Source organism: Clostridioides sp. ZZV14-6345, assembly GCF_020657775.1.
Lineage (GTDB): Bacteria > Bacillota > Clostridia > Peptostreptococcales > Peptostreptococcaceae > Clostridioides > Clostridioides difficile_D.
This window is the reverse complement of the sequence record NZ_JAGWCX010000018.1, coordinates 42357-63315: the sequence shown is the minus strand read 5'-3', so window position 1 is coordinate 63315 and position 20959 is coordinate 42357. Positions and strand designations below refer to the sequence as shown.

Below are 20959 nucleotides of genomic sequence, written 5' to 3'. Positions count from 1 at the left end.
TTTTTAACTGTCCGATATAAAGGTCTCAGTTCACAATAAGAGTGGTTTCAAAAGATAAATTAATTTTTAATTAACTTTAAGGAAACAATCACTCTTTGTATTAAGTAGATTAAATTCCTTACTTTTATTATACCACAGATACGTTTTTTGTAAAACAGATTCGTTTACACTTGAATAAATAAAAAATCACTAGATAAAGACGATTACTGATATCAACTAATACATATTTAAAATAGGTATATTATAAATCATTTCATTATTCAAAATTCACTTCAATATCTTCAAGGTCTTTTTCATTAATATTTAGGTCTTTCAGAATCTCCCTTTGAGATATTAGTTCTTTTTCATCTATATCTTTCATTCTTATTTCTGTCTCAATAAGAAGCTTACAATCTTCTATATTATTTATCATTTGTAACACCTCCTTAAATATATACCAGAATAGAAAAAGAGCCACTTGTTTAAGGTGGCATAGATAAGTAGTAATTCTTATGTAAAATTTTTAAATTTTCTGTTATCTGTATTATATCTTTATTCTACTCCTGTCGTCAATATAATATTAAATTTAACATATTGGTAATTTATGGTATAATATTTTTAGAGACTACATAAAAAACTATTAGGGTGAATCTTCATTTACATAAGCCTTCCCATGTCATATCAAGATGGGAGGTGATATGATATTATGAAATATTTAATTTGTTTGCTAACGATAATAACATTTCTTACAACTATAATAATCAGTTTGATTAAGTTGGTTCAGAATTTGAATAGACTCCTTAAAGAAATAGATGAGTTTAAGAAAACGTTGCAAAAAATTAAGAATCACCCGAATGGCAGTTCAGGTGATTCTACTTCAAATTAATGCGTAGCTTATTTATGAAGAGACACCCTACAGCAAATAGTTTGTAGTCTCTTTTTTTATGTCTTTATGATATAAATTTATATCATTTATATTACTATTATACCATATACATATTATTTTTGAAATAAAATCTGGATTTCTATTTAAAATCCTTTGTCTACATAAATAATCTATGATTTAATATTTTCTACTATTTTTCTATATACTCTATTCTCTAAATCTCTACCAAACTTCTCTAAGTCTTTCATAGTGTCCTTAGTTACATTCCCCTGAACAACAAAGAATGGTGAATTAAAATTAACTGCTGATGTTGGAGATGCACTTCTTGAACGAGAATTTGAAGGAGGATTATAATTAGGCATAGCAAATTTACTTAAATCCAATTCATCTAATATGTCATTAATATCTTCTAATGTCTCTTTACCTTCTTTTAACTTATCAACCCATTCTTGTTTAGTGACAGAACCCATTGCCAACATACCATCTTCATATTTGTTTATGTATTCGATAATGGCATCTTGAAGTTTCTTAACTTCTCCATCTAAACCTACAAACTTACCACTTGAAATTGCTTGATTAATTAAATCAACTAAGTTTTCATCTGAGTATTTTTTCTCTAATTCTTCTTTTAACTTATCTGCTTCTTCTTGCAATCTGTCAGACTCCTTATCATACATATCATTGACTTGGTCGTCCACATGGTCTTGTACTAAATCCTGTAATTTCTTCTGTTCTTCTTTTAATTGTTTTTGTAAATCTTTAAGATTCTTCTGACCACTTAGAGATGTATCTCTTTTAAGGGACTCTTCTTTTTTTCTTAACTCATCAATTATATCTTGCTGTTCTTCATAATCATCTTGATATTTAGCTTCTTTTCTTGAATCATTGTAAGCATCTTGTTGCTTTTTAAGAGAATCAATTTTAGCTTTAGTTTCCTTATCTATTTCTTTAAGTCTCTCTTCAAGCTCTTTTTTATACATGTCTCTAATTTTCTCTTGTAGACTTTGAGCTTCTTTGAGCTGTTCTTTATAAGCATCTTGAATCTCTTTATTTAAATTTTCTATTTCTTCTTTATTTTGCTTAATTTGATTATTAGCATCAGGTAAATCTTTAAGAAGTAAATCTAAATATTTCTTAGCATTTTCTGCTATTTCTTTATATTTATCTGCATCTTTATTATTTTTTAGAAACGCTAATTGTTGCTCATAATTTGTTATGTTTTTACCATCAGCAGAAAATTCAAATCCTTCTTTTGATAACCCTTCTCTTAACTCTTTTGCAGTATCTTCATAGACTTTAATAACATCTTTAATTTCCTTAGCTTGTTTGGCTAATAATTCTTTTTTCTTTTCAATTAAGTCTAACTTTTCATCTCCTTCAGCATTTTTCATAAGAATGTCTATTAAGTCTATTTCGTTTTGTATTTCAGTAACATGTTTTTGAGCTGAAGTTAAAGCAGCCTCCCTAGCAATCTCTTTTAATTCTTTTTTAAATTCCTCTGCTGCTCGAGTTGATTCTATAAGAGAATTTGTTACTTCTTGTTGAGCATCTGCAACTTTCGGTATCTCAGTAAAAGCAATCTTTAAATATTCTTCAACAACCTTTTTCTCTTCTTCTATTTTCTTCTTACGTTCTTCACTCTTTTTGCTACCTTTATCACTCTCTGATTGTTTATCTAATTTCTCTAATTCTTTTTCTAATGATATTAATTTTTCTTCATAACTAGTTAAGTTATCATCATCTGAGAAAGTGTACTTGTAATCTTTTTTAAGTCTATCTTTCAGTCTATTCTTTTGAGTGTTAAGTGCTTTATCTTTTTGGTCTAACAATGTTAGTTCTTCTTTATATAAAGCATTTTGTTCTTCAAGATATTTAAGTTTATCTTTTCCACTTGCATATTTCATTTTCTTATCTAAAAGTGATATTCTATCTGTAACTTTAGATATTGCATTTTCTAATTCTTTTAGTAAATCAATACTATATTTTACTGCTGCATCAATAGATTTTGTATCTAATGCTATCTTAGGAGTTTTAGTTATACGAGAGAATTTTTCTGTAAGAGTTTTGATTGGAGATGTAGCTCTTGATACTGCTCTTGAGAATAAGGATGGTTTTGTTACAGGAGTTTCGTCACTTATTGGTGCTGGTTCTGATGCTCTAGGTTGAGATAGATTTGCTGGAATTGCTTGTGGAGTTTCTATGGAATTTATGGATTGTACACTTTTTCTATAACCCTTTAATCCACCTAATATATTATTTGCAAATTGAGAAGCAATTCCTCCAAGAGTTCCTACTGTACGAAGATGTGCTGTTATTGTAAAACTCTTATCATTTAGTTTTTTATTTTCAGTTTGACGGATTGTTTCTAAAGCAGCAGAATTATTGGCCTTAAGTTTAGCCCATTTATCGTTTAGTGTTTTTTTATCAACACTATCTATATCATTTATAGCTCCTTCAACTGCTGCTATTACTTCAACTTGTTTTTCAGGAGGTAATTTTTCTATTTCAGCAATTAATGAATTAATATCTCCATCAGCTAGTGATTTTATTATATTTATTTTTACATCTTTGTCTAAATCTAAAGCATTTAAATTTTCAACTTCATCTAGTGCATCAGGATTGTTTACTATTAAATTAGCTATAATATCTTTGCTTTCAGGAAAATCATTATAAAGTTGTTCTATCAAATATAATTTATCTTCATTATTTAACATAAAATTAAGAACTTGATTTTTTTGTTCATCTGAAGTTGATTCATATAATTTTGTGGCTCTCTCAAGTTCATCTGCATTTTCTACAGCAAAATTAACAACCTTACTTTTTGTTTCCTCTGGAGCATTATCATATAGTTTTTGAAATGCTTCAGCCTTTTCTGGATTTTTAATTATAACTTCAGCAAATACCTTTTTATCTTTTTTGTCTTCTAATCCATCATATATAGATTTCATTTTATCAAAATCATCTAAACCATTTAAATTTATACTATAGTCCATAGCTACAGTTGGATTATCCATGAGCCATTTTTGTACAGCTTCATAGTCCTTTAAATTTTTTAAACTATCAACATTGTCAGTTATAAATTTATTAGTAAAAGTTGAATCTGCTGGAAGGTTTTTTACTATGTCAGCAAAAACTTTAACCTGTTCGGTTTCAACACCTGATGATTCTAGTTTTAATTTAACATCATTTCTGCCTTCAAGCTCTTTAAACGAATCCAAAGTATTTCTAAGTTCTTCATTTTTCTTCAATTTAAGTTCAATTTGTTTTGTTGTAGGTGTATTTAATATATCTTCAACAAGCTTTTCGGCTTCTTTATCCCTTGAAAATGCAACACTTTTAGGATTCGGTTTGTCTTTTAAAACCTTTTTAGTAGATTCTTTAGCCTCTTTAACAGGGTCTTTTTTATCTTTGTCACCATTTATTTCTTTTAATTTTTTTTGAATCCATTCAATGGTATCTGATGCTAAATCTTTGACTTCTATAGTAAACAGCTTATTAGAAATACTTACAGAACTTATAGTCTCTATATTCCCCATAGCTCCTTCTATATCTGCTATGACTTTAACCTGTTGCTCAGGAGGTAAACTCTTAATAGCATCTCCTAAAGCATCAACATCTCCTTCTGATAATGCTTTGTAAATATTAATCCTAACATCTTTGTCCATAGGTATTTCATTTAATGATTTTATTAACCCTTGGACACCTTCTTTTCCTTCATTTTGCTTTAAATATATCTCAGTTATTTTTTTTTCTGGAATATGTTCTAAGGCATCTTTTACGCTAACAGAATTGTATAATGCATCTCCTGCTTCTGTTATAAGATATGTTTTAAGTTCAGATGGAATTTTCTTATATACATCTGATACTTCAACAGCTTTTTCTAATCCAACTCCGTCAGCTTCTAGTTTAGTTTTAAGTTCTGAAGGTACTTCAGCATACTTAGAGGTTAAGTCTAGTATTTTTCTACCACCTTCATCTGCCCCTTCTTCTTTTATGATAGTTTTTACTTCTTCTGGAAATTTATCATAAATTCTTTTCACTGAATCGGCTTCCTCTAATGTTGTAGTAGGATTAGCTTTTATGACTGTAATAACTTCTTCTGGAAGCTCCTCATATCTTTGCTTTAAGTTACTTATTATTTGTTCTGCATTAGCTTGACCTGAATCATCACTCAAAAGTATTTCTGGAGTTATAGTAAACTTACCTTTTCCAAATTTACTATCTAAATCACTTTGAAGTTTAGTTATATCTGGGTCACCAGTTTGTAATTCCATTAAAACATCCATTGTAAACTTTAATACATCAGTAGAATTTGCTCCAGTTCCTAACAAGGAATCTATCATGCCTTTAACTTGACTAGGAACTTCTTTAGTATTTTTAATATCAGTTAATATATTAGCATCAACTTTTACATCTCCAGTTATTGTTGTTGTATCTAATATATTCTGAATACTATCAAACTGATTTTGAAGTTGCATTGCAAATTCATCACCATTAGCTAAATCTAATTTTGTCTTACCAAACTTCGCTAATAATGTATTTATTGATGTCATATCTTTAATTCCATTCGGATTAACTTGACCAAATAAATTTTCCCATATATTAGCATCAGTATTAGTTGCTTTAGCTATACTCTTAGCTGTTTTATCTATCGTTTGATTATATTTTTCTATATCTTGTGTTCTAGCAAATTCTTCATTTGCATCTTTAAGAGTTTTAGATAAATCTCCTACATCAACTTTTCCACTTCTAACAGCAGTAAGCAATTTGTTAACTGCCTGTTCTGTGTCTACTAGAGTATCTGGTGTAACTTCACTAAAATCAAATAAACTTTCAAGTCCAGCAAAATTAGACTTATCATTGCCTTCTAATCCACTATAAAGAGTTTTATTCTTAATGTTAGAAAATATTCCATCTCCTATTTCTTTTGAATACCCTTGAATTTTATCTACTTGATTTCTATACATTTCATCATATTTGAAATATATTTTTTCTTCTTCTGCTTTAGCTGACATTAATTCATTTCTAGCTTTGTCTCTTGCTCTACCAGTTGAATTGTTATATTTCTCGATTGCTTTTTCTTGTCTTTTTTTATTCTTTTCAACTTCTGCTGTATAATCTTCTTCTATTTTTACAAGCTTACCAGTTTCACTTTCTCTCATTCTTTCTTCTAAAGTTTTATTTACATCTTTACTTGGAGAATTTAATTTTTTAGCAGCAGTTTTCGCATTATCATGTTTATCATAGGACATCAATCTTTCTTTTGCATTAATAGCTCTATCTATTTCAGCAATTAAATCAGTAACCCGACCCTTTAAAATAGGTATACCATTTTCATCTGTTCCTATAACTGCATCTGGTTTTATTTTTGCAATCTGTTGTTTTAGTTCATTTAATCTATTATTATCTTCTTTAGACTTATTTTCTTTTTTAGATAAATTATCATATTCTTCTGCAAGTGCTTGTAATTGAACTTTTTGGCTTTCATATGAATTAATTTGTTGTTTTGAAGCTTGTATATTTTTCTTTCTAGCTTGATATGCATTTTCTTCCCTGTTAGCATAATTTTCCATAGCCTGAGCTAATAAAGTTACTCCTGCAAATGCAGCAGTTAGTACTAAAGAATTTCCAACTGTAGTTGCTATGCCCTTACCAAAATTTACAATGCTACTTCCTGCAAATGCTTTACCAATATTACTAAGTCCATCACCAATTGTATCTTTTCTACTTTTAGATACAACTTTTAATTTTTGATTGTACTTTTCATACGACTTTGTTCTGTCTTCATTTATTTTTATTTCTTTAGCTGTAGCCTTTTTTAAACTGTTAGTTGTTGATGTATACTTTCCTACAATACCATTTTGGCTATTTATGGTTCTATTGACAATAGCATTTGATTTAGCGTTATTGTTTGAAGCATTAGTATTTTTATTTATAGCATTTGTATATTGATTAGTAAATTTTGTAGCTCTTTCAAAGTCCTTAAATTTAACAGATTTTCTATTGTTTTGAAAGGCACTAAATATACTCCCTCCTAAATTTGTAATTGGTTTTCCAGTTCCTAATGCTTTGATTGTCATAAACAAAGATGATAAAGTGCCTATCGCTAATGGAAGAGATAAATGCATTTTATCTGCTGCTTTAGTTATACCATTTAAAACACCAGTAATTCCAGATAATCCATCTAAGCTAGTCTTAAACATATCAGTAGATATGGTATCTGTAACTAATTGTTTTAGACTTTCTTTTAACTTTATAATCTTTCCTTCTGCTGAATTTATAAATCTCTCATTTTCTTTTTCAGCAGAGCCAAATACATCACCATTTAAAAAAGCGTTTTGAAATTTCTTTGTTTGAGACCAATTGTCCATTATCGCAAAAAATGTATTGATGTGGTTTTTGCCTGAAATCGCTTCAGCAATACCACTTTTTTGATTTTTAGTTAAAGCATCTTCACCAACACTATGCCACTTTTCTGCCAATTCATCTAAAATTGACATCATATCTCTTACCTGACCAGTTTGTTTATCTAATACATTTATTTTAGCTGTTTCTTGTAAAGTTTTTGCTGTTTTATTAAGTGAAATTTCTCCTGTGGAGGCGGAAGCTTTGATACCACTCATGTTTATCTTTAACACCCTCTGTTTCCAGATATTTAAAAATGGGAATAGACTATACCATTATCTTTAATAAGATACTCATTGGTAGTCGTTGCGACCTTTCCTTATCAATTGACTTAGGACTGTGTCTCAGGATTATCCAATCTTTAATCTTATTACCATACCACTGTGATTAGCAATGCCACATTTTGATTTCTCTAATGCTTGGTAATTAAAGCTCTAAGGATTTTCCCTGATATTCTGAGTTCAATTATATATCACTATATAAAAGGGCTATTTTGTTAACCAATTGTTTTGAGTGCTGTACCTACTTTTTCCAAATTGTTATCCTATAGGCTTTTTATCCTATAGTTCTTATACTTCTTATTTGTATAAGTTCAGCATATATTTTCATCTTCAGCACTATCTGTTAAGATGGAGGACACTCGTGGGAAAATTCTATTCTATACTATTTCAAACATAAAAATAGCATAGGTTCATTTCCTATGCGTTACGGTGATTAAAATCCTTTAATTTTTTAATTTACCTCGGTGGTAACATCTCAGCCTTCACCGATTTTGCCCCCTTATAATATTAAACATTTCTGTTTAACACGCCAAAAGTTTAGCATTTTGTACAGATTCATTTCCTCCAATTATCAAAGCAACAGAGTCTTCCATTGAAACACCTGCTGATGACAACATACTTGCACTTCTTTGTAATGCAGCTCCTACATCGCCAGTTGTTATTGCAAAATTATTACCTGCATAGTTCGATAAATCAAGAAACTTTGTAAGATTATCATAATCTTTACTCATTCCTTTAATTTGAACTCTAGTATCTTTAATTGGTTTTAATGCTTTTGTCATTCCACCATAAGCGGACATGACACTAGTTAAGTACTTATTGGCAGTTTCTTGGTCTAAATCACCAACATTTGCAAAAACTGCTGATTGTTTAGCTATCTTCAAACTGTCTGATACGGATTTTACACCAGTTTGCAGAGCTTTAGATGCCCCCTGAATTATATCTTCTGATGCTCTAGCCGTATCTTTCCCTATTGAGATTGCTTCATTTTTTACATTCTTTAATTGCTCACTTGTTCCTTCAAAATTATCAGGTGCTACTTTCATCATATCTCTTAAGGCACTATCTAGTTCAACAATAGTTGTTTTAATATTTCTTACACCATTTGTAATAGACATACCTATCATATTACCTAGAGTATAAGTTCTCATCGAACCATATAAATCACTAAAGAAACCATTTGTTGCTTTTACACTAGTTCCTAATCCTGTGAAATTAGATTTCATGTTGCTTAATCTATTTTTAATTGCATCTAATTCCTTTACTTTTTGACCTAGAGGCATCCCATTTAATTGCATTAATTCTTTTTCTAGTTTATCAATTCCAGCAGTTGATTGACCCAATTCTAAACATTTTTGTCTAAGCCTATTTAAATCTGAAATTACTTTGGAAAGATTCATATTGAACTTAGCATCTAATTTAGTATTTTTAGTAGCATTTTCTACTTCTTTAACTTTATTTTTTAATTGTTCTAGTTTTTGTATTTCTGATTGTATTTGATTAGAAGTTAGATTTTTAAGATTTAAATTTTGAATTGACTTTAATGAATTTGATAAAGCTTGTAGTTTAGATGTATCTGCATATCCAGACTTACCCAATGTTTCTATTTTATTGGCTAATTTACCAGCTTCATTTTGAAGAGTTTTAAATTGAGAAGCCATTTTTGTATTCATATCTGGTATTTTCATATTAGCCAACTTAGACTGAACATTTGATAAATCTGATAAAGCCTTTGAATTTAGACCACCTAATTTAATATTAGATAATCTTTTCAATTCTCCTGATAATTTGTTAATTTCTCCTATTTGCTTATTGTCTAAAATATTTGTCTGAGTAAATTTCTTTAATTGTCTTTGAGTAGACTCTATTTTCTTCTTAAAGTTATCATATTGAGAAGTTAACTTATTTATATTTCCATTCGAGCTACCTTTTCCACCAAATAATCCATTTTGTGTTTCTCTACTAAGTTTATTAATTTGTTTTAATGTGTTCTCTAATTGTTTCAAATTATTTAGAGATGCTGTATTCATTTCTACATTTAATTTTATATTATTTTCTTTTGCAGATGTCTTCAATGATGCTAATTGTTGCCTAGCCTTTTTGTCATCAAGTTCAATACTGGTCTTAATTTTAAACTCTTCTGCCATTTAACCAACTCCTTTTTTAATACATAAAAAAAGACAGTTAATATACTGTCTTAATATTTTTATTTAATTTTCTCCAATAATACTTTTTTCTTTTCATTAAATTCTTCTTCTGTTAATATTTCTTGCTCTTTCAAACTCTGTAATTCTTTTAATGCATTTGAAATTTTAGATATATCCTCCTCATCATCTTTTTTTATATTATTATTGCTTTCTATTTTAGCATTTTTAAATTTAGTTGCTTCATTCTCTACAACTAGTTTAAATCTTTCCATTTCTTTTATTTTTTCTTGAATGTCCGCATTATTTATATTTTTATATTCTGGAATATAAAATACTTCATAAGTATTAAGTTCAAATATCAAAGTTAAATATATTTTTTCTACAAAAGTATATTTATCATATGTAGGAACTATAGATATTATTCTCATCTGATTTTTTTCACTAACTTGCATGTTGAATTTAATGCTTACTAAATCTTCTATATTTTTTTTAACTGCTGTCTTAAATCCAGCATGAATAATAGATATTTTACCATTATTACTCAATATCACACTGTCACTATTTGAGTTACCAAAAGCTTGACATTTAGACATTGAAATATTTTTTTGGATTGCCTGTTCTACTTTTGTTTTTTCTCTATTTCTTTCTGCTATTCGTTCTAATCTAGCTTCCTTTTCTTTAGCATTATCTATTGCATTTTTTATAAAACAATAAATAATAAAAGAACCTACAACTGCTCCTATAAAGATTAAACGCCCTGAATATTCTTCCATAATATACCTCCCCCTATACTCTGATACTTCAATTATATCAAGTCTAAAGGAAAATTTATACTACAAAAGGAAATAGAAGCCAAAACTCCTATTTCCACAAAATCATTTACTCAAGTATTTGTTAATATCTTCTTTACTAGCTTCTTCTATGTAATCTATCATACAGATTGGAATGTCTCTACTCCTAGAAATATCTCCGATTTCTTCTACTCTTATTTTCTCATTTCTTACACTCTTTAATATTCCAATAAATCCATAGTACTCATGGTCATATATAGCATATGTTTTGCCTATCTCAACCATTACACCTTTTATGTAATCATTATTTATCATAAATCTCTTAAGTACCTGACTATTCTCTTTCAATATTTTGTTAAGAAAATATATTTGTCCTTTTCCAGTTACAATAGGAGTATATCTAACTATCGTATTTCCATCTTTATCTATGCCAACACTCTCAGAAACCTCTAATATTTTTAAATCCATTGACTTTTGAGTTGGGGAATTATGGTCAGCTCTTTTCTTCCTAATCAGATATTCATTGTTTCTCATCCATTCAAACAATCTATTTTGTCCTATATCTACTCCATTTTGATTTAATATCTTAGATAATTGAGCAATTAGTATTGAGCTTGATGAACTTTCTATAGCATTAGCTAATTCAAGTTTTGGTTTGTTTTTCTCTTGTTCTACTTTTAATTTCTCTTTAGTAGCTCTCTCTTTCTTTAGCTCTGTGAGTAGTTGTATTGTCCAGTCTGGGTCGTTGATTGCCTTCTCTAGTGTTTCATTGGTCATATAAGCTCCATGTTTTCTTATTGTGGGTAATACTTCATCAAATACCCAACGCTCAAATTTTTCAGCACTTGGTAATTCGCTATTTGTAATCAACCTATACACATCACCTTCTGGTATTATATTCACTTCCAAAGTTTTAGTTTTACTTTGTGGGTGAGGTATTCCCTGTTTTAGGGTATACCTACAATGTCTTTCAATTGCATTATTTGGCTTTGCATATCCAAGAGCTTTTGCTATATCTGTTGCAACAAAATACATTTTACCATCAATCTCAACTGTTCTTATTTCTCCGAACAATTCATTGTTGAAGCTTATTACTCTTTTTTCATCTTCTCTATTAATTATTTCCATAATTAATACCTCCTTATAGTTTTTTATAAGGAAATGGTATATAATATTATTAATATAGGATTATATACCTAAGGGGCTATTCAATCTTGGCGGGGAGAATAGCCCCTTTATTCCCTTTGTAAACAACATTTAGTTGCAATATATCATCTATTTGTTGTTTATAATTACATATTATACCATCTATTTGTTGTTGTCAATGTTTTTTTTATTTACTTTAACAACTAATAGTTGTATAATTATGTTAGAGGTGATTAAATGAATTCAATTTCAGAAAAACTAAAATACTTACGAGATTTAAAAAAACTCACACAAAAGGAAGTAGCAAATAGTATTGGTGTCACAACAAGTGCATATGGATTTTATGAGCAAGGGAAAAGAACACCTTCTCCAGAATTGATAGTTAAACTAGCTGAATACTTTAATGTCACTACAGACTATTTATTAGGTCATACAAAAACTAGTTATTCAGTCAATGCAAATATACCTAGTATGTCGTCAATCATATGTGAAGATAATTCTAATTATGATATAATTGAGAAATCTAAAAATAATAAAGAAGAGTTTACAGACAACTTAGATATATTTCTTGATTCACTTGATATTGATGAGGAAGTAAAATATATGGCTAAACTTTATGTAAAATTAGACAAAGAAGACAAGAAAGCTATAAAAAGAATGATGGAAAATGCCTATAAACAAAAAGAAGAGGATAATTAATATACACCTCTTTTTTGTACCATGCTAGTCCAACGTTGGAATTCCACCAAGTGTCCACTATGGACACACCTTTACTCTATTATAAAAAAGACAGCTATATAAGCTGCCTTAATATTTTTAACTTATCCATCAATATGTTTGTCTAACCAAATAGTCTACAGTTCTTCTAAATCCATTTTCTGCTTTTAATATATAAGCTTCTTCAAATATACATTCTATATTTTCATACTTATTCAATGTATCCATATATCTACATATCATATCAACAGAAATCCTTTCAAAGAATAATTCGTTTTCTATTATGTATCTCACATTCTTCAAATTGTAATCTTTTACATTATCTAAAAATCTTTTAATTATAATCGTCAAATTACTACTGTCTTTTATATCCCTTATCATCTGAACTCTTTTTGCATTTCTCTGCAATATATTCCCATCGAATTTGTGAACTGTTTTAATTATACACATAAACAGTCACCACCCTAATTGTTCCAAGTATATACATCGTCCATACTCTCTATGCCATCTATCATAGCATGAACCTCGTTAAATTTAGCAATAGGTATGTCTTCCCATTTCTCAACATTGTATATTGAAAATAGTCTCGTTACCACAGTTCTATAGTCATAGTTATAAGCATTAACATTATATCCTTTTAATTCTGATAGCTTTATCTTTAGCAATTTTGATAACATCCTTGTGTTCTTAGCTTTAAATCCTATCATATTTTTCATTTCTTGGAACTGTCTATCTTGTTTTTCATATTTCTTATCTAATTTATTTTCTATTTGATTAAATCTAGTATCTATCTTTTTATCGTTTTCTATTGCAACTTGTTTAATCCCAGCAAGTATACCATTAAATATCATTGGAGCTACTCTTTCTTCTAAGTTGTTTATATCATATGAACCAGTTTTTCTTATAGTATCTACAACATCCCATACCCAGTCCATAAAATCATCAGCTTTAGGTTGTCTGCTATATCTGCATATCTCCATTACTCCTTTTGCTGTATAAACAATTGTATCTTGAGGTGTGCCTTGAGGGGATACCAAACTGACAACCCCTGAAAACTTATCTAATCTATCTTTATATCTATTATGCATCTTGGCTATTGCAACCCTTGGTTCTGAATATCCCAATGCTGTCCCTATTTGTTCTCTAGTCATTAATATATCTTTTGTATCATTCTCATAAAAATCACACTGTACTTTTCCAAAACTTTCCGATTTAACCAATTCCAAATTATTCATCATACAAAACCCTCCTCAAATTGATTGTAAGAAGTGCCTCTCTATGATAGAATATTTCATAGAGAATAACTTCTTGTATAAGGTAGTCCATCGTTACTTTGGTCGGTATGTGGGCTACTTTTTATTTGTTTTCCAAAAGTAAATCTACTCCTTTTCTTATTGCTTCTGTTCTAGTAATATTCTCTTTCTCACAATAATCTAACAATTTCTTATGAGTATTTTCATCAAACCTTACTTTAACATCAACATTTTTAGGATTATCTACTTTTGGTCTTCCTATCTTAGAACTCATTGTTTCACCTCACTTTTTGTGTTCCACAATATAATAATATTATTTGTGTTCCAAAAAGTCAATATATTATCCAGATTTTTCTAATTATTTTTTTAATTAATCAATTTGAGGAATTTCATATATTGTCAATCTCCAAACAAAACCTCCATCAACCTAAAAATAATATTATACTAAAATCAAGACAACATATGATAACATTCGTATACTTTTTGTTATCTTAATTTTAGTATAATAGCATCATGTCAAAATGTCAACAAAATATATACATTTGTTGTCATTTATGTTAAACTTATGAAAAAGGAGCTGATATTATGAGTATTGGAGAAAATATAAAAACATTTAGAACAGCCAAAATGATGACACAAGAACAATTAGCTGAAAAAGCAGGAATATCAAGAGTTGCACTAGGTAATTATGAAAGAGAAGAAAGAACTCCTAATATTGAGATTCTAAAAAAAATAGCTATAGCCTTAGATACATCTGAAGAAATACTTACTAAACTTCAAGATTACGACCTTGGTGAAATTTATAGATTAAAAATAATATATAAAAAATATATACCTCTAACTAAAGACCAATACACTTTTATAAAACGGGGTATAGATAAATATACATCAAATATATTAGACTCAGCTTCTGCAACAGATTATTATGATAGAGCTTTTATGCGTATATTTTTAAACAACTATGAAGATGCAATTAAAGACTATACAAGAGCTATTCAAATAAATCCTAATTTTGCACTTGCATATCTAGATAGAGGAAATCTTTATACATTTCTTGGACAAAAAGAGAATGCGTTTGATGATTATGATAAGGCACTTGAAGTAGCTCCTAATCGTGATGTTAAATATACTATACTTAATAGCAGCTCTGAAGTATTACAAAAAACACTAGGAGAGTATATATCTGAAAATGATATAGATTCTTATATTACTGATAAAAAAGAAAAATATTTTGACAAAACAGAATTACCTCTAGTCAGTAAAATAAACCTGCTAAATGATGACTGTATAAACTTAATCTCAAATCTAGTAGATAAACTAATACAAGATAAAAACAATCTAAGATAAGTATCTCAACAACTAGAGATGCTTATTTTTATTTCTAATATATAAACATAATTATCTTTGTCATACTGTTGTCATCGTTGAAATAACTACAACACAAATTATCCAACAAAAAGAGACAATCAATTAAGATTGTCTCTAATATTTATAAATTTAATTATTTTAATGCTTTTTTCTAACTAAATAATCCATAGTTCTCCTAAACCCATTCTTTGCCTTTAATCTATATGCATATTTAAAATCATTTATATCACCAAATTTATTTATGTATTTATTTATTGTATTAATTGAAACTCTTTCATAAAACAATTCATTTTCTATTATGTATTGTGCATCTTGTAAATTGCATTCATTTATATTTTCAAAAAGATGTTCAATTTTAGTTAATAAATTAACATCTTGCTTCGTATGTTCAATCATCTCAACTCTTTGCTCATTCTTCTCTAATATATTTCCTTGAAATATTTCAGATGATTTAATTATACCCACACTTTTCACAAAATCTTTTTTTAATTTTTGCATATACGTCATCCCCCTATAAAATGTACTTCAAAATACTAAATAATCTTAAAACCTATCTTTAATAATTTCTTGATAAGTTTCTCTTTTAAATAGGATACGTATCTTTTAATTATATGATAATTTCTTTTCAATATAAAATCAAGAGAAAAGTAATGAACGCATGGGAAAACGGTATAAACGCAATTTTAAGAATAATTTTATTCATTTTAAATTAGGGGGTGATTTATTTTATTCAGAATTTATCACATAAAAAAGAAGTAAGGCTCTTTTTGAAATTGTTATATTTTCTATAAGAAATTGCTGCTTTTATCTTCCTATCGCCTAAAATTGCTTCTTTTCTATTATAATTTCTAACTTCTAATAAATTTATTAAAAAGCTTTTATGACATCTAAAGAATACTTTACTAGAAAGCTTCTCTTCAACTTCTTTGATTTTAGTAGCAGTGAAAAAACTTTCAGTCTTAGTGTGAACTTTTATATATTTACCTAAACTCTCTACACATATTATTTCTTCTAATTTTATTACTTTTATTTCATCTTTTATTTTAAATTCTATTAATTTCTTTTCCTCAGACTTCTCAATAAAATATTTTAACATTATTTTTTCAAAAGCATTATATGATATAGGTTTTAACAAATAACTAAAAGCTCTAACATCATAGCCCTCTGTAGCATACGACACGAAAGCTGTTGCAAATATTATAACAACATCTTTGTCTATTTTTCTTATTTCTTTTGCTGTTTCTAATCCATTCATACCCTTAAATCCTATATCCATGAAAATTATATCTGCTTTAATATAATTATTTATTAATTCTTCTCCATTGTTGAAACAAATAATTTCATATTCAATATCTTTTTTTAAAAAAACTTCTATATATTCAAACATTATTTTTCTTTGAATTGCTTCATCTTCACATATTACTATTTTAAACATAATAATACCTCCAATATTGCTATAAAATTCAAACAAGTCTTCCGGAATTATTATTTGTTATACAAATTCTAACACTTTTTTAAAATAATTAAAATGGAAAAATATGTAATAATATGTTATTTATTTTTGTTTTTTATCATTTTATTTGTTTTTTATAAATTTATATATAATATTCTATATTCTACAAATATAATAAGATTAGTAGCTCTTATTTTATTTAAAAATCTATAAGAGTTACTAATCTTATTATATTTATATCATTTGTATAGAAATCTATTACTTTAGATGCTATAAGTAGATTTTAATTGTAAGATATATTTTTAGTAGAACTATTATTTCTTCTCCATGTGTTCATGATATTTTCTAACATTATAATATCAGTTATTCCAGACTGAATAAGATTGCTCATGAACTCTTCTGTGTTTGTAATATCTTGCAAAATATTCTCATCTACAAAATCTCTTAAATTTTCTTTTTCTTTAACTCCTAAACTATTCTTATATGATTTACAATCCATGCCAAATAAAACTTTGTACAATAAATTTGTATAGTTGGCATAAATATATCCCTGATGTGTTGCAGGACTTAATATTTGTTTAATAGCATCTGTTAATTTTCTTCTAATTCCTATTCCAAACTTTCTAAGAATATATCTCTCTATTCTTTCATCTGTAACTTTTTTTATCTGTTCTGGAGTCATATTCTCCATCCCATTTACATAAATACCATGCTCTCTTAAATTAGGCAGTACTACATTAGCTAACCAATTCCTAAATAATTTTCCCTGTTCGCTATCTACTCTAAAACTCCATAAATAAAGCTCACTTTCTGATATTGTCATATTTTTCATTTTGTTTCTTATATGTTTTTTATATCTTTATCTAATTTTTTGAAATCGCCAACGTTGGCGATTTTTTCTATACCAACTAAATCATCATATACTCTATTCCATCTTACAGTAGAAGATATCTCTCCATTTTTTAAAACTTTATTATCTACTACACCTAAAGCTTTGGCACAATCTTCAACATATAATTTCAATAAACCATCTTGTGTTATCTCATATTTCGACGCATGATTATTATAAGTAAATTCATCACTAAATCCTATTTGATATTTTTGTTCCAATTAATATACACTCCTTATATTTTTAAAAATAGATATTTAAATCCCAACACTGGGAATTCTTTAATTTTTCCAAGTATATATATCATCTACTTCTTCTAAAGTATCAATCAAAGCATGAACTTCATTAAATTTAGACACAGGTATGTCTTCCCATTTAGACACATTATACCTTGAAAAAATCTTAGTGGTCGTACTTCTATAATCATAGTCATTTGCATTAACATTATAACCTTTAATGTAAGATAATTTTAACTTTAATAATTTTGACAACATAGTTACATTCTTAGACCTAAATCCAATTAGACTTTTTACATCATTAATCTTTTCATCCATTCTATTTTTTATCTGGTTAAATCTATCATCTATTTTCTTATCATTTTCTATTGAAAATTGTTCAAATCCTGCTAACATCCCATTTAACATGATTGGTATTAATACATCTTTTATATTGTCACTATTAATATTGTATGCACCTGTTTTACGAATGCTTGGTAACACTTCATCAGCAATCCAATCTTGAAATCTCTCTGCCTCTTCTTTTCTTGATGTGAATATTAGTTTATAAACTCCACTTTCTGTTAGAAAATTTTCTCCTGTGTTATGTAACTTTCTAAAGTCCGTATCTCGGACATTAGAATTTTTTAATAACACTACTTGTTTACTGTTCATTTTAGATAAATGATTTCTTGTTGCACTTTCACTTAACTCCAAGCATTTAGCCACATGTTTAGGATTGAATAAAATTTTACCTTCAAACTCAAATATTTCTACCTCTTTACCTTCAAATACCATCAAATTATTCATATATCAATCTCCTTTTTAATTTTATTTAGTTTAAGAGATTAGAATAACAATGATATTAGACTAATCTCTCTAGTCTTATTATTTAATTATCAATGCTACTTTGAAATGACTATTTATAACATCTAAATCTAACAAACTTTTTCTTCTATAACGGAAACCCATAAAAAATGCAAAAGGGGACACGCTACTTCAGTGGTGTGAGGAATTTGCCCCTCTTTCTGTTAGGCAAGAGTCTTTAACTCATATCTGTAACCATCACCTTTTTGTATTAGTTTTAAATATTTATGGTTTACATCTATCTGTTTGCCGTGTTTCTTTGAATAGATTGCAAATGTTCCTGTACTTCTACAACTTACATTTGATATATATTGACCTATATATTTCCCTTTTGGTATATTAGCTTTTACCATATCCCCTGATTGATAGCCAAAGAACTGTTTTTGTCTTGGTAAATATGCTCTTGGAAAACCATACTTATTTAATAAGGTTCTACTTCTTGTACCTCTTCCTATTGATTTTATATATAGCTCCTTCAACCCTTTGTGTATTTTGATTTTAGGAGTTTTCTTAACACACAAAGCATCATAGTAATGAGTTTTAGGCAAATTAACTTTTATTCTATTATGCTTAGTTACACCTCCAGTAGATACCACTACGTTAGAAATTAATTTATACATTTCTCTTAAAATAGCATTTCTACTGCTATTTACTTTAGCAGTATCTTTTAGACTTACTGGTTTATTAGTTTTTAAGATTAAGTTTATATTTTTTACTCTTTCTTTATCTAACTTTGATTTACTTAGCGATTGTACCCATTCATCAAGTGTATTATTACCTTTTTCTTGGTTACAAGTTCTACAAGCTAAGGTTAAGTTTCTAATAGAATTTGAACCTCCTCTTGATTTAGGATGCTTATGCTCAATTTCTAATTTAGTGTCATTCGTGAGTCCTTTACAATACTGACATGTATGACCATAAGTATATAATAGATATTCACGAATTTCATACCCTAAGAGAGTGCCTTGTTGATAATCTACTCCTTCAATTGAAGGATTTAGCATTAATTGAGTATCAAACCTTACTGTTTCTATATAGATTGTATCTATATAGCATAACTTTTTAAGTTTTATTATAAAATTTTTGACATTATCCACTATACTTTGAATTGATGGAGGTAGCCACCTTTCAGGTCGTTTGCGATTCAAAAATCTTGGTACTCTATATCTTATTTTTCTATTTCTTCTTGTTCTTCTAAATGCTCTACGAGCTTCTAAGTTTTGTTTAATTTTATCTGCTCTATGTTCTATGGTTGCAAGAAGTATAACTTCACCATTAAACTTGTGAAGGGCTACGCCTGTTTGTTTAGCTCCTGGATCTAATTTAATAATTAAACCTTTAGGATTAACTTCTTTTAAGTCTTTTAGTCTAATAGTGAAAGGGAACTGTTTATGAACAACAGCTTTTCCTTGTTTAAGTAATTTTCTTGCTACAGCAAAGTGACAAGGGTTCAATGGTTTTTTGTTTTTATTGAGTACGAATACCAAATAAAAAACCTCCTTTAGTATTAAAGAATAAACTCTATGAAGTCAAGAAATTAACTTTATAGGTAACGCAGTTAGAAACTGCTCTCCTCGATAAGATTATTAAGGCTTGATAGCATATTACACTGTCTGTACCCACAAACTGTTTAATAATATGCAACAGAGGCTACAAACTGGAGAAGCATTTGTAGGTGTTATGACCTCAATAATGTAGTTTAAAACTGAATCTGGTCAATACGACTTGGAGATAACTTCAAGCCTACCTCTTTAGAGGTGGGTTATTGACCTTTTACTAAAATTTCTCGGCTCTACCTTATATTTAACTATCTGATTAATTCTTTGTCTTTTCTCTGCTAAACTTATATCTTCAACTAATCCAATTATCACATCTTCTTTATGGACAACTTCTGTTTCCAATTGTTTGATTTTTTCTCTCTTTTCTTTTAGTTCTGTAGCCAGTTTTATAATTGTATCTGGATTAGATAGTATTTCTTCTATCTTTGTATCAGTCATATAAGCTCCATGCTTACGAATAGTTGGAATTACATCTATTGCTAACCATTTTTGAAATTTTACTGCTGCTTCATTTTTAGCTTTCATACCTAACATGTAGAAAAGAGATTCTGGCATATAATCATCTTTCCCCCACAAGTGGGGGAAACCAAATTCACTACAAAATTCATTTATTCTCTCCCATCTGATTGATACATATTGTTTACCATTTTTATTTTGAGTTTGATACCATCCAAATCCAATAGCTGTATCTTCAGCATTGATATCTATACTTCCATCCTCGTAACTTATAGTTCTAACATTTACTCCTAATTCTTCATTTGAAAATACTTCATTTCTTCTTTCTTTGCTCATACACACATCTCCCTTTTTATAAAATTTAACCAACACCCTCCATATCATTAATCATTATTATGTATTTTATTTAGTTGTTAGTATTAATAAAATAATTTTTTAATTAAAAATATGATTAATATATTAACTCTCTATTTTTAAATAGTATCATACTTTTTTATCTTTTACAATATATTTTTAAATTTTATTTGTTTTAAGAAAATGTGTATAT

The 20959-nt window shown here is 28.1% G+C and carries 18 protein-coding genes; 3 read left to right on the top strand and 15 right to left on the bottom strand.

From position 1 onward, the window contains the following. Positions 1-256: 256 nt before the first annotated feature. Complete coding sequence (locus tag KGF39_RS06995) at positions 257-412, bottom strand: hypothetical protein (protein WP_227821730.1); 156 nt, start codon at positions 410-412, stop codon at positions 257-259. Between the two features lie 291 nt (positions 413-703). Here KGF39_RS06995 and KGF39_RS06990 point away from each other — a divergent pair, with 291 nt between their 5' ends. Beyond that, positions 704-865: a hypothetical protein gene (locus KGF39_RS06990; protein ID WP_227821729.1), complete on the top strand. Its 162-nt coding sequence runs from the start codon at positions 704-706 to the stop codon at positions 863-865. 170 nt (positions 866-1035) lie between these two features. Here the strand turns inward: KGF39_RS06990 and KGF39_RS06985 are convergent, their stop codons facing one another. The 4 genes from KGF39_RS06985 to KGF39_RS06970 all read right to left on the bottom strand — a co-directional run bounded on the left by KGF39_RS06985 (position 1036) and on the right by KGF39_RS06970 (position 11617). Continuing rightward, positions 1036-7488, bottom strand: coding sequence for a hypothetical protein (locus tag KGF39_RS06985; protein WP_227821728.1), 6453 nt, complete (start codon positions 7486-7488; stop codon positions 1036-1038). Between the two features lie 584 nt (positions 7489-8072). Next, the gene (locus tag KGF39_RS06980) at positions 8073-9698 is read right to left on the bottom strand and encodes a phage tail tape measure protein (RefSeq protein ID WP_227821727.1); all 1626 of its coding nucleotides are present in this window, start codon (positions 9696-9698) and stop codon (positions 8073-8075) included. Positions 9699-9757: 59 nt separating this feature from the next. Further along, positions 9758-10471 carry an SHOCT domain-containing protein gene (locus KGF39_RS06975; protein WP_227821726.1) on the bottom strand — a complete coding sequence of 238 codons (714 nt, stop codon included), beginning with the start codon at positions 10469-10471 and terminating at the stop codon, positions 9758-9760. 102 nt (positions 10472-10573) lie between these two features. Continuing rightward, a complete protein-coding gene (locus KGF39_RS06970) occupies positions 10574-11617 on the bottom strand; it encodes a phage antirepressor KilAC domain-containing protein (protein ID WP_227821725.1) in 1044 nt (347 codons plus the stop codon). A gap of 255 nt (positions 11618-11872) precedes the next feature. On the opposite strand from KGF39_RS06970, the gene KGF39_RS06965 reads away from it, so the two are divergent. Continuing rightward, entirely contained in the window at positions 11873-12334 is a 462-nt protein-coding gene (locus KGF39_RS06965; protein ID WP_227821724.1) for a helix-turn-helix domain-containing protein, read from the top strand. Between the two features lie 129 nt (positions 12335-12463). Here KGF39_RS06965 and KGF39_RS06960 read toward each other — a convergent pair whose 3' ends face one another. The 3 genes from KGF39_RS06960 to KGF39_RS06950 form a co-directional block, all read right to left on the bottom strand. After that, on the bottom strand, positions 12464-12802 hold the full coding sequence (locus tag KGF39_RS06960) for a hypothetical protein (RefSeq protein ID WP_227821723.1): 339 nt from the start codon (positions 12800-12802) through the stop codon (positions 12464-12466). Positions 12803-12816: 14 nt separating this feature from the next. After that, the gene (locus KGF39_RS06955; RefSeq protein ID WP_227821722.1) at positions 12817-13590 is read right to left on the bottom strand and encodes a BRO family protein; all 774 of its coding nucleotides are present in this window, start codon (positions 13588-13590) and stop codon (positions 12817-12819) included. Positions 13591-13708: 118 nt separating this feature from the next. Beyond that, positions 13709-13879: a hypothetical protein gene (locus tag KGF39_RS06950; protein ID WP_009900766.1), complete on the bottom strand. Its 171-nt coding sequence runs from the start codon at positions 13877-13879 to the stop codon at positions 13709-13711. A gap of 311 nt (positions 13880-14190) precedes the next feature. Here KGF39_RS06950 and KGF39_RS06945 point away from each other — a divergent pair, with 311 nt between their 5' ends. Beyond that, positions 14191-14952 carry a helix-turn-helix domain-containing protein gene (locus KGF39_RS06945; RefSeq protein WP_227821721.1) on the top strand — a complete coding sequence of 254 codons (762 nt, stop codon included), beginning with the start codon at positions 14191-14193 and terminating at the stop codon, positions 14950-14952. A 159-nt stretch (positions 14953-15111) separates the two neighbouring features. Here KGF39_RS06945 and KGF39_RS06940 read toward each other — a convergent pair whose 3' ends face one another. The 7 genes from KGF39_RS06940 to KGF39_RS20060 form a co-directional block, all read right to left on the bottom strand. After that, positions 15112-15471, bottom strand: coding sequence for a hypothetical protein (locus KGF39_RS06940; RefSeq protein WP_227821720.1), 360 nt, complete (start codon positions 15469-15471; stop codon positions 15112-15114). Between the two features lie 232 nt (positions 15472-15703). Next, entirely contained in the window at positions 15704-16408 is a 705-nt protein-coding gene (locus KGF39_RS06935; RefSeq protein WP_227821719.1) for a LytR/AlgR family response regulator transcription factor, read from the bottom strand. Positions 16409-16709: 301 nt separating this feature from the next. Further along, positions 16710-17258: a hypothetical protein gene (locus KGF39_RS06930; protein ID WP_227821718.1), complete on the bottom strand. Its 549-nt coding sequence runs from the start codon at positions 17256-17258 to the stop codon at positions 16710-16712. Between the two features lie 8 nt (positions 17259-17266). Then, positions 17267-17536 (bottom strand): hypothetical protein, encoded by a 270-nt coding sequence (locus tag KGF39_RS06925; RefSeq protein ID WP_227821717.1) that lies wholly within the window; start codon positions 17534-17536, stop codon positions 17267-17269. A 60-nt stretch (positions 17537-17596) separates the two neighbouring features. Then, a complete protein-coding gene (locus KGF39_RS06920) occupies positions 17597-18340 on the bottom strand; it encodes a BRO family protein (protein ID WP_227821716.1) in 744 nt (247 codons plus the stop codon). A 221-nt stretch (positions 18341-18561) separates the two neighbouring features. Beyond that, on the bottom strand, positions 18562-19884 hold the full coding sequence (gene iscB / locus KGF39_RS06915; protein ID WP_227821715.1) for an RNA-guided endonuclease IscB: 1323 nt from the start codon (positions 19882-19884) through the stop codon (positions 18562-18564). Positions 19885-20148: 264 nt separating this feature from the next. Beyond that, positions 20149-20748 carry a hypothetical protein gene (locus KGF39_RS20060; protein ID WP_306800920.1) on the bottom strand — a complete coding sequence of 200 codons (600 nt, stop codon included), beginning with the start codon at positions 20746-20748 and terminating at the stop codon, positions 20149-20151. Positions 20749-20959: the final 211 nt, after the last annotated feature.

Bases quoted from the DNA above. Each gene is read 5' to 3' on its own strand.
- KGF39_RS06985 (WP_227821728.1), bottom strand. From the start codon at position 7,488: ATGAGTGGTATCAAAGCTTCCGCCTCCACAGGAGAAATTTCACTTAAT.
- KGF39_RS06935 (WP_227821719.1), bottom strand. From the start codon at position 16,408: ATGTTTAAAATAGTAATATGTGAAGATGAAGCAATTCAAAGAAAAATA.
- KGF39_RS06995 (WP_227821730.1), bottom strand. From the start codon at position 412: ATGATAAATAATATAGAAGATTGTAAGCTTCTTATTGAGACAGAAATA.
- KGF39_RS06950 (WP_009900766.1), bottom strand. From the start codon at position 13,879: ATGAGTTCTAAGATAGGAAGACCAAAAGTAGATAATCCTAAAAATGTT.
- KGF39_RS06960 (WP_227821723.1), bottom strand. From the start codon at position 12,802: ATGTGTATAATTAAAACAGTTCACAAATTCGATGGGAATATATTGCAG.
- KGF39_RS06945 (WP_227821721.1), top strand. From the start codon at position 14,191: ATGAGTATTGGAGAAAATATAAAAACATTTAGAACAGCCAAAATGATG.
- KGF39_RS06955 (WP_227821722.1), bottom strand. From the start codon at position 13,590: ATGATGAATAATTTGGAATTGGTTAAATCGGAAAGTTTTGGAAAAGTA.
- KGF39_RS20060 (WP_306800920.1), bottom strand. From the start codon at position 20,748: ATGAGCAAAGAAAGAAGAAATGAAGTATTTTCAAATGAAGAATTAGGA.
- KGF39_RS06970 (WP_227821725.1), bottom strand. From the start codon at position 11,617: ATGGAAATAATTAATAGAGAAGATGAAAAAAGAGTAATAAGCTTCAAC.
- KGF39_RS06975 (WP_227821726.1), bottom strand. From the start codon at position 10,471: ATGGAAGAATATTCAGGGCGTTTAATCTTTATAGGAGCAGTTGTAGGT.
- KGF39_RS06930 (WP_227821718.1), bottom strand. From the start codon at position 17,258: ATGAAAAATATGACAATATCAGAAAGTGAGCTTTATTTATGGAGTTTT.
- KGF39_RS06965 (WP_227821724.1), top strand. From the start codon at position 11,873: ATGAATTCAATTTCAGAAAAACTAAAATACTTACGAGATTTAAAAAAA.
- KGF39_RS06920 (WP_227821716.1), bottom strand. From the start codon at position 18,340: ATGAATAATTTGATGGTATTTGAAGGTAAAGAGGTAGAAATATTTGAG.
- KGF39_RS06980 (WP_227821727.1), bottom strand. From the start codon at position 9,698: ATGGCAGAAGAGTTTAAAATTAAGACCAGTATTGAACTTGATGACAAA.
- KGF39_RS06940 (WP_227821720.1), bottom strand. From the start codon at position 15,471: ATGCAAAAATTAAAAAAAGATTTTGTGAAAAGTGTGGGTATAATTAAA.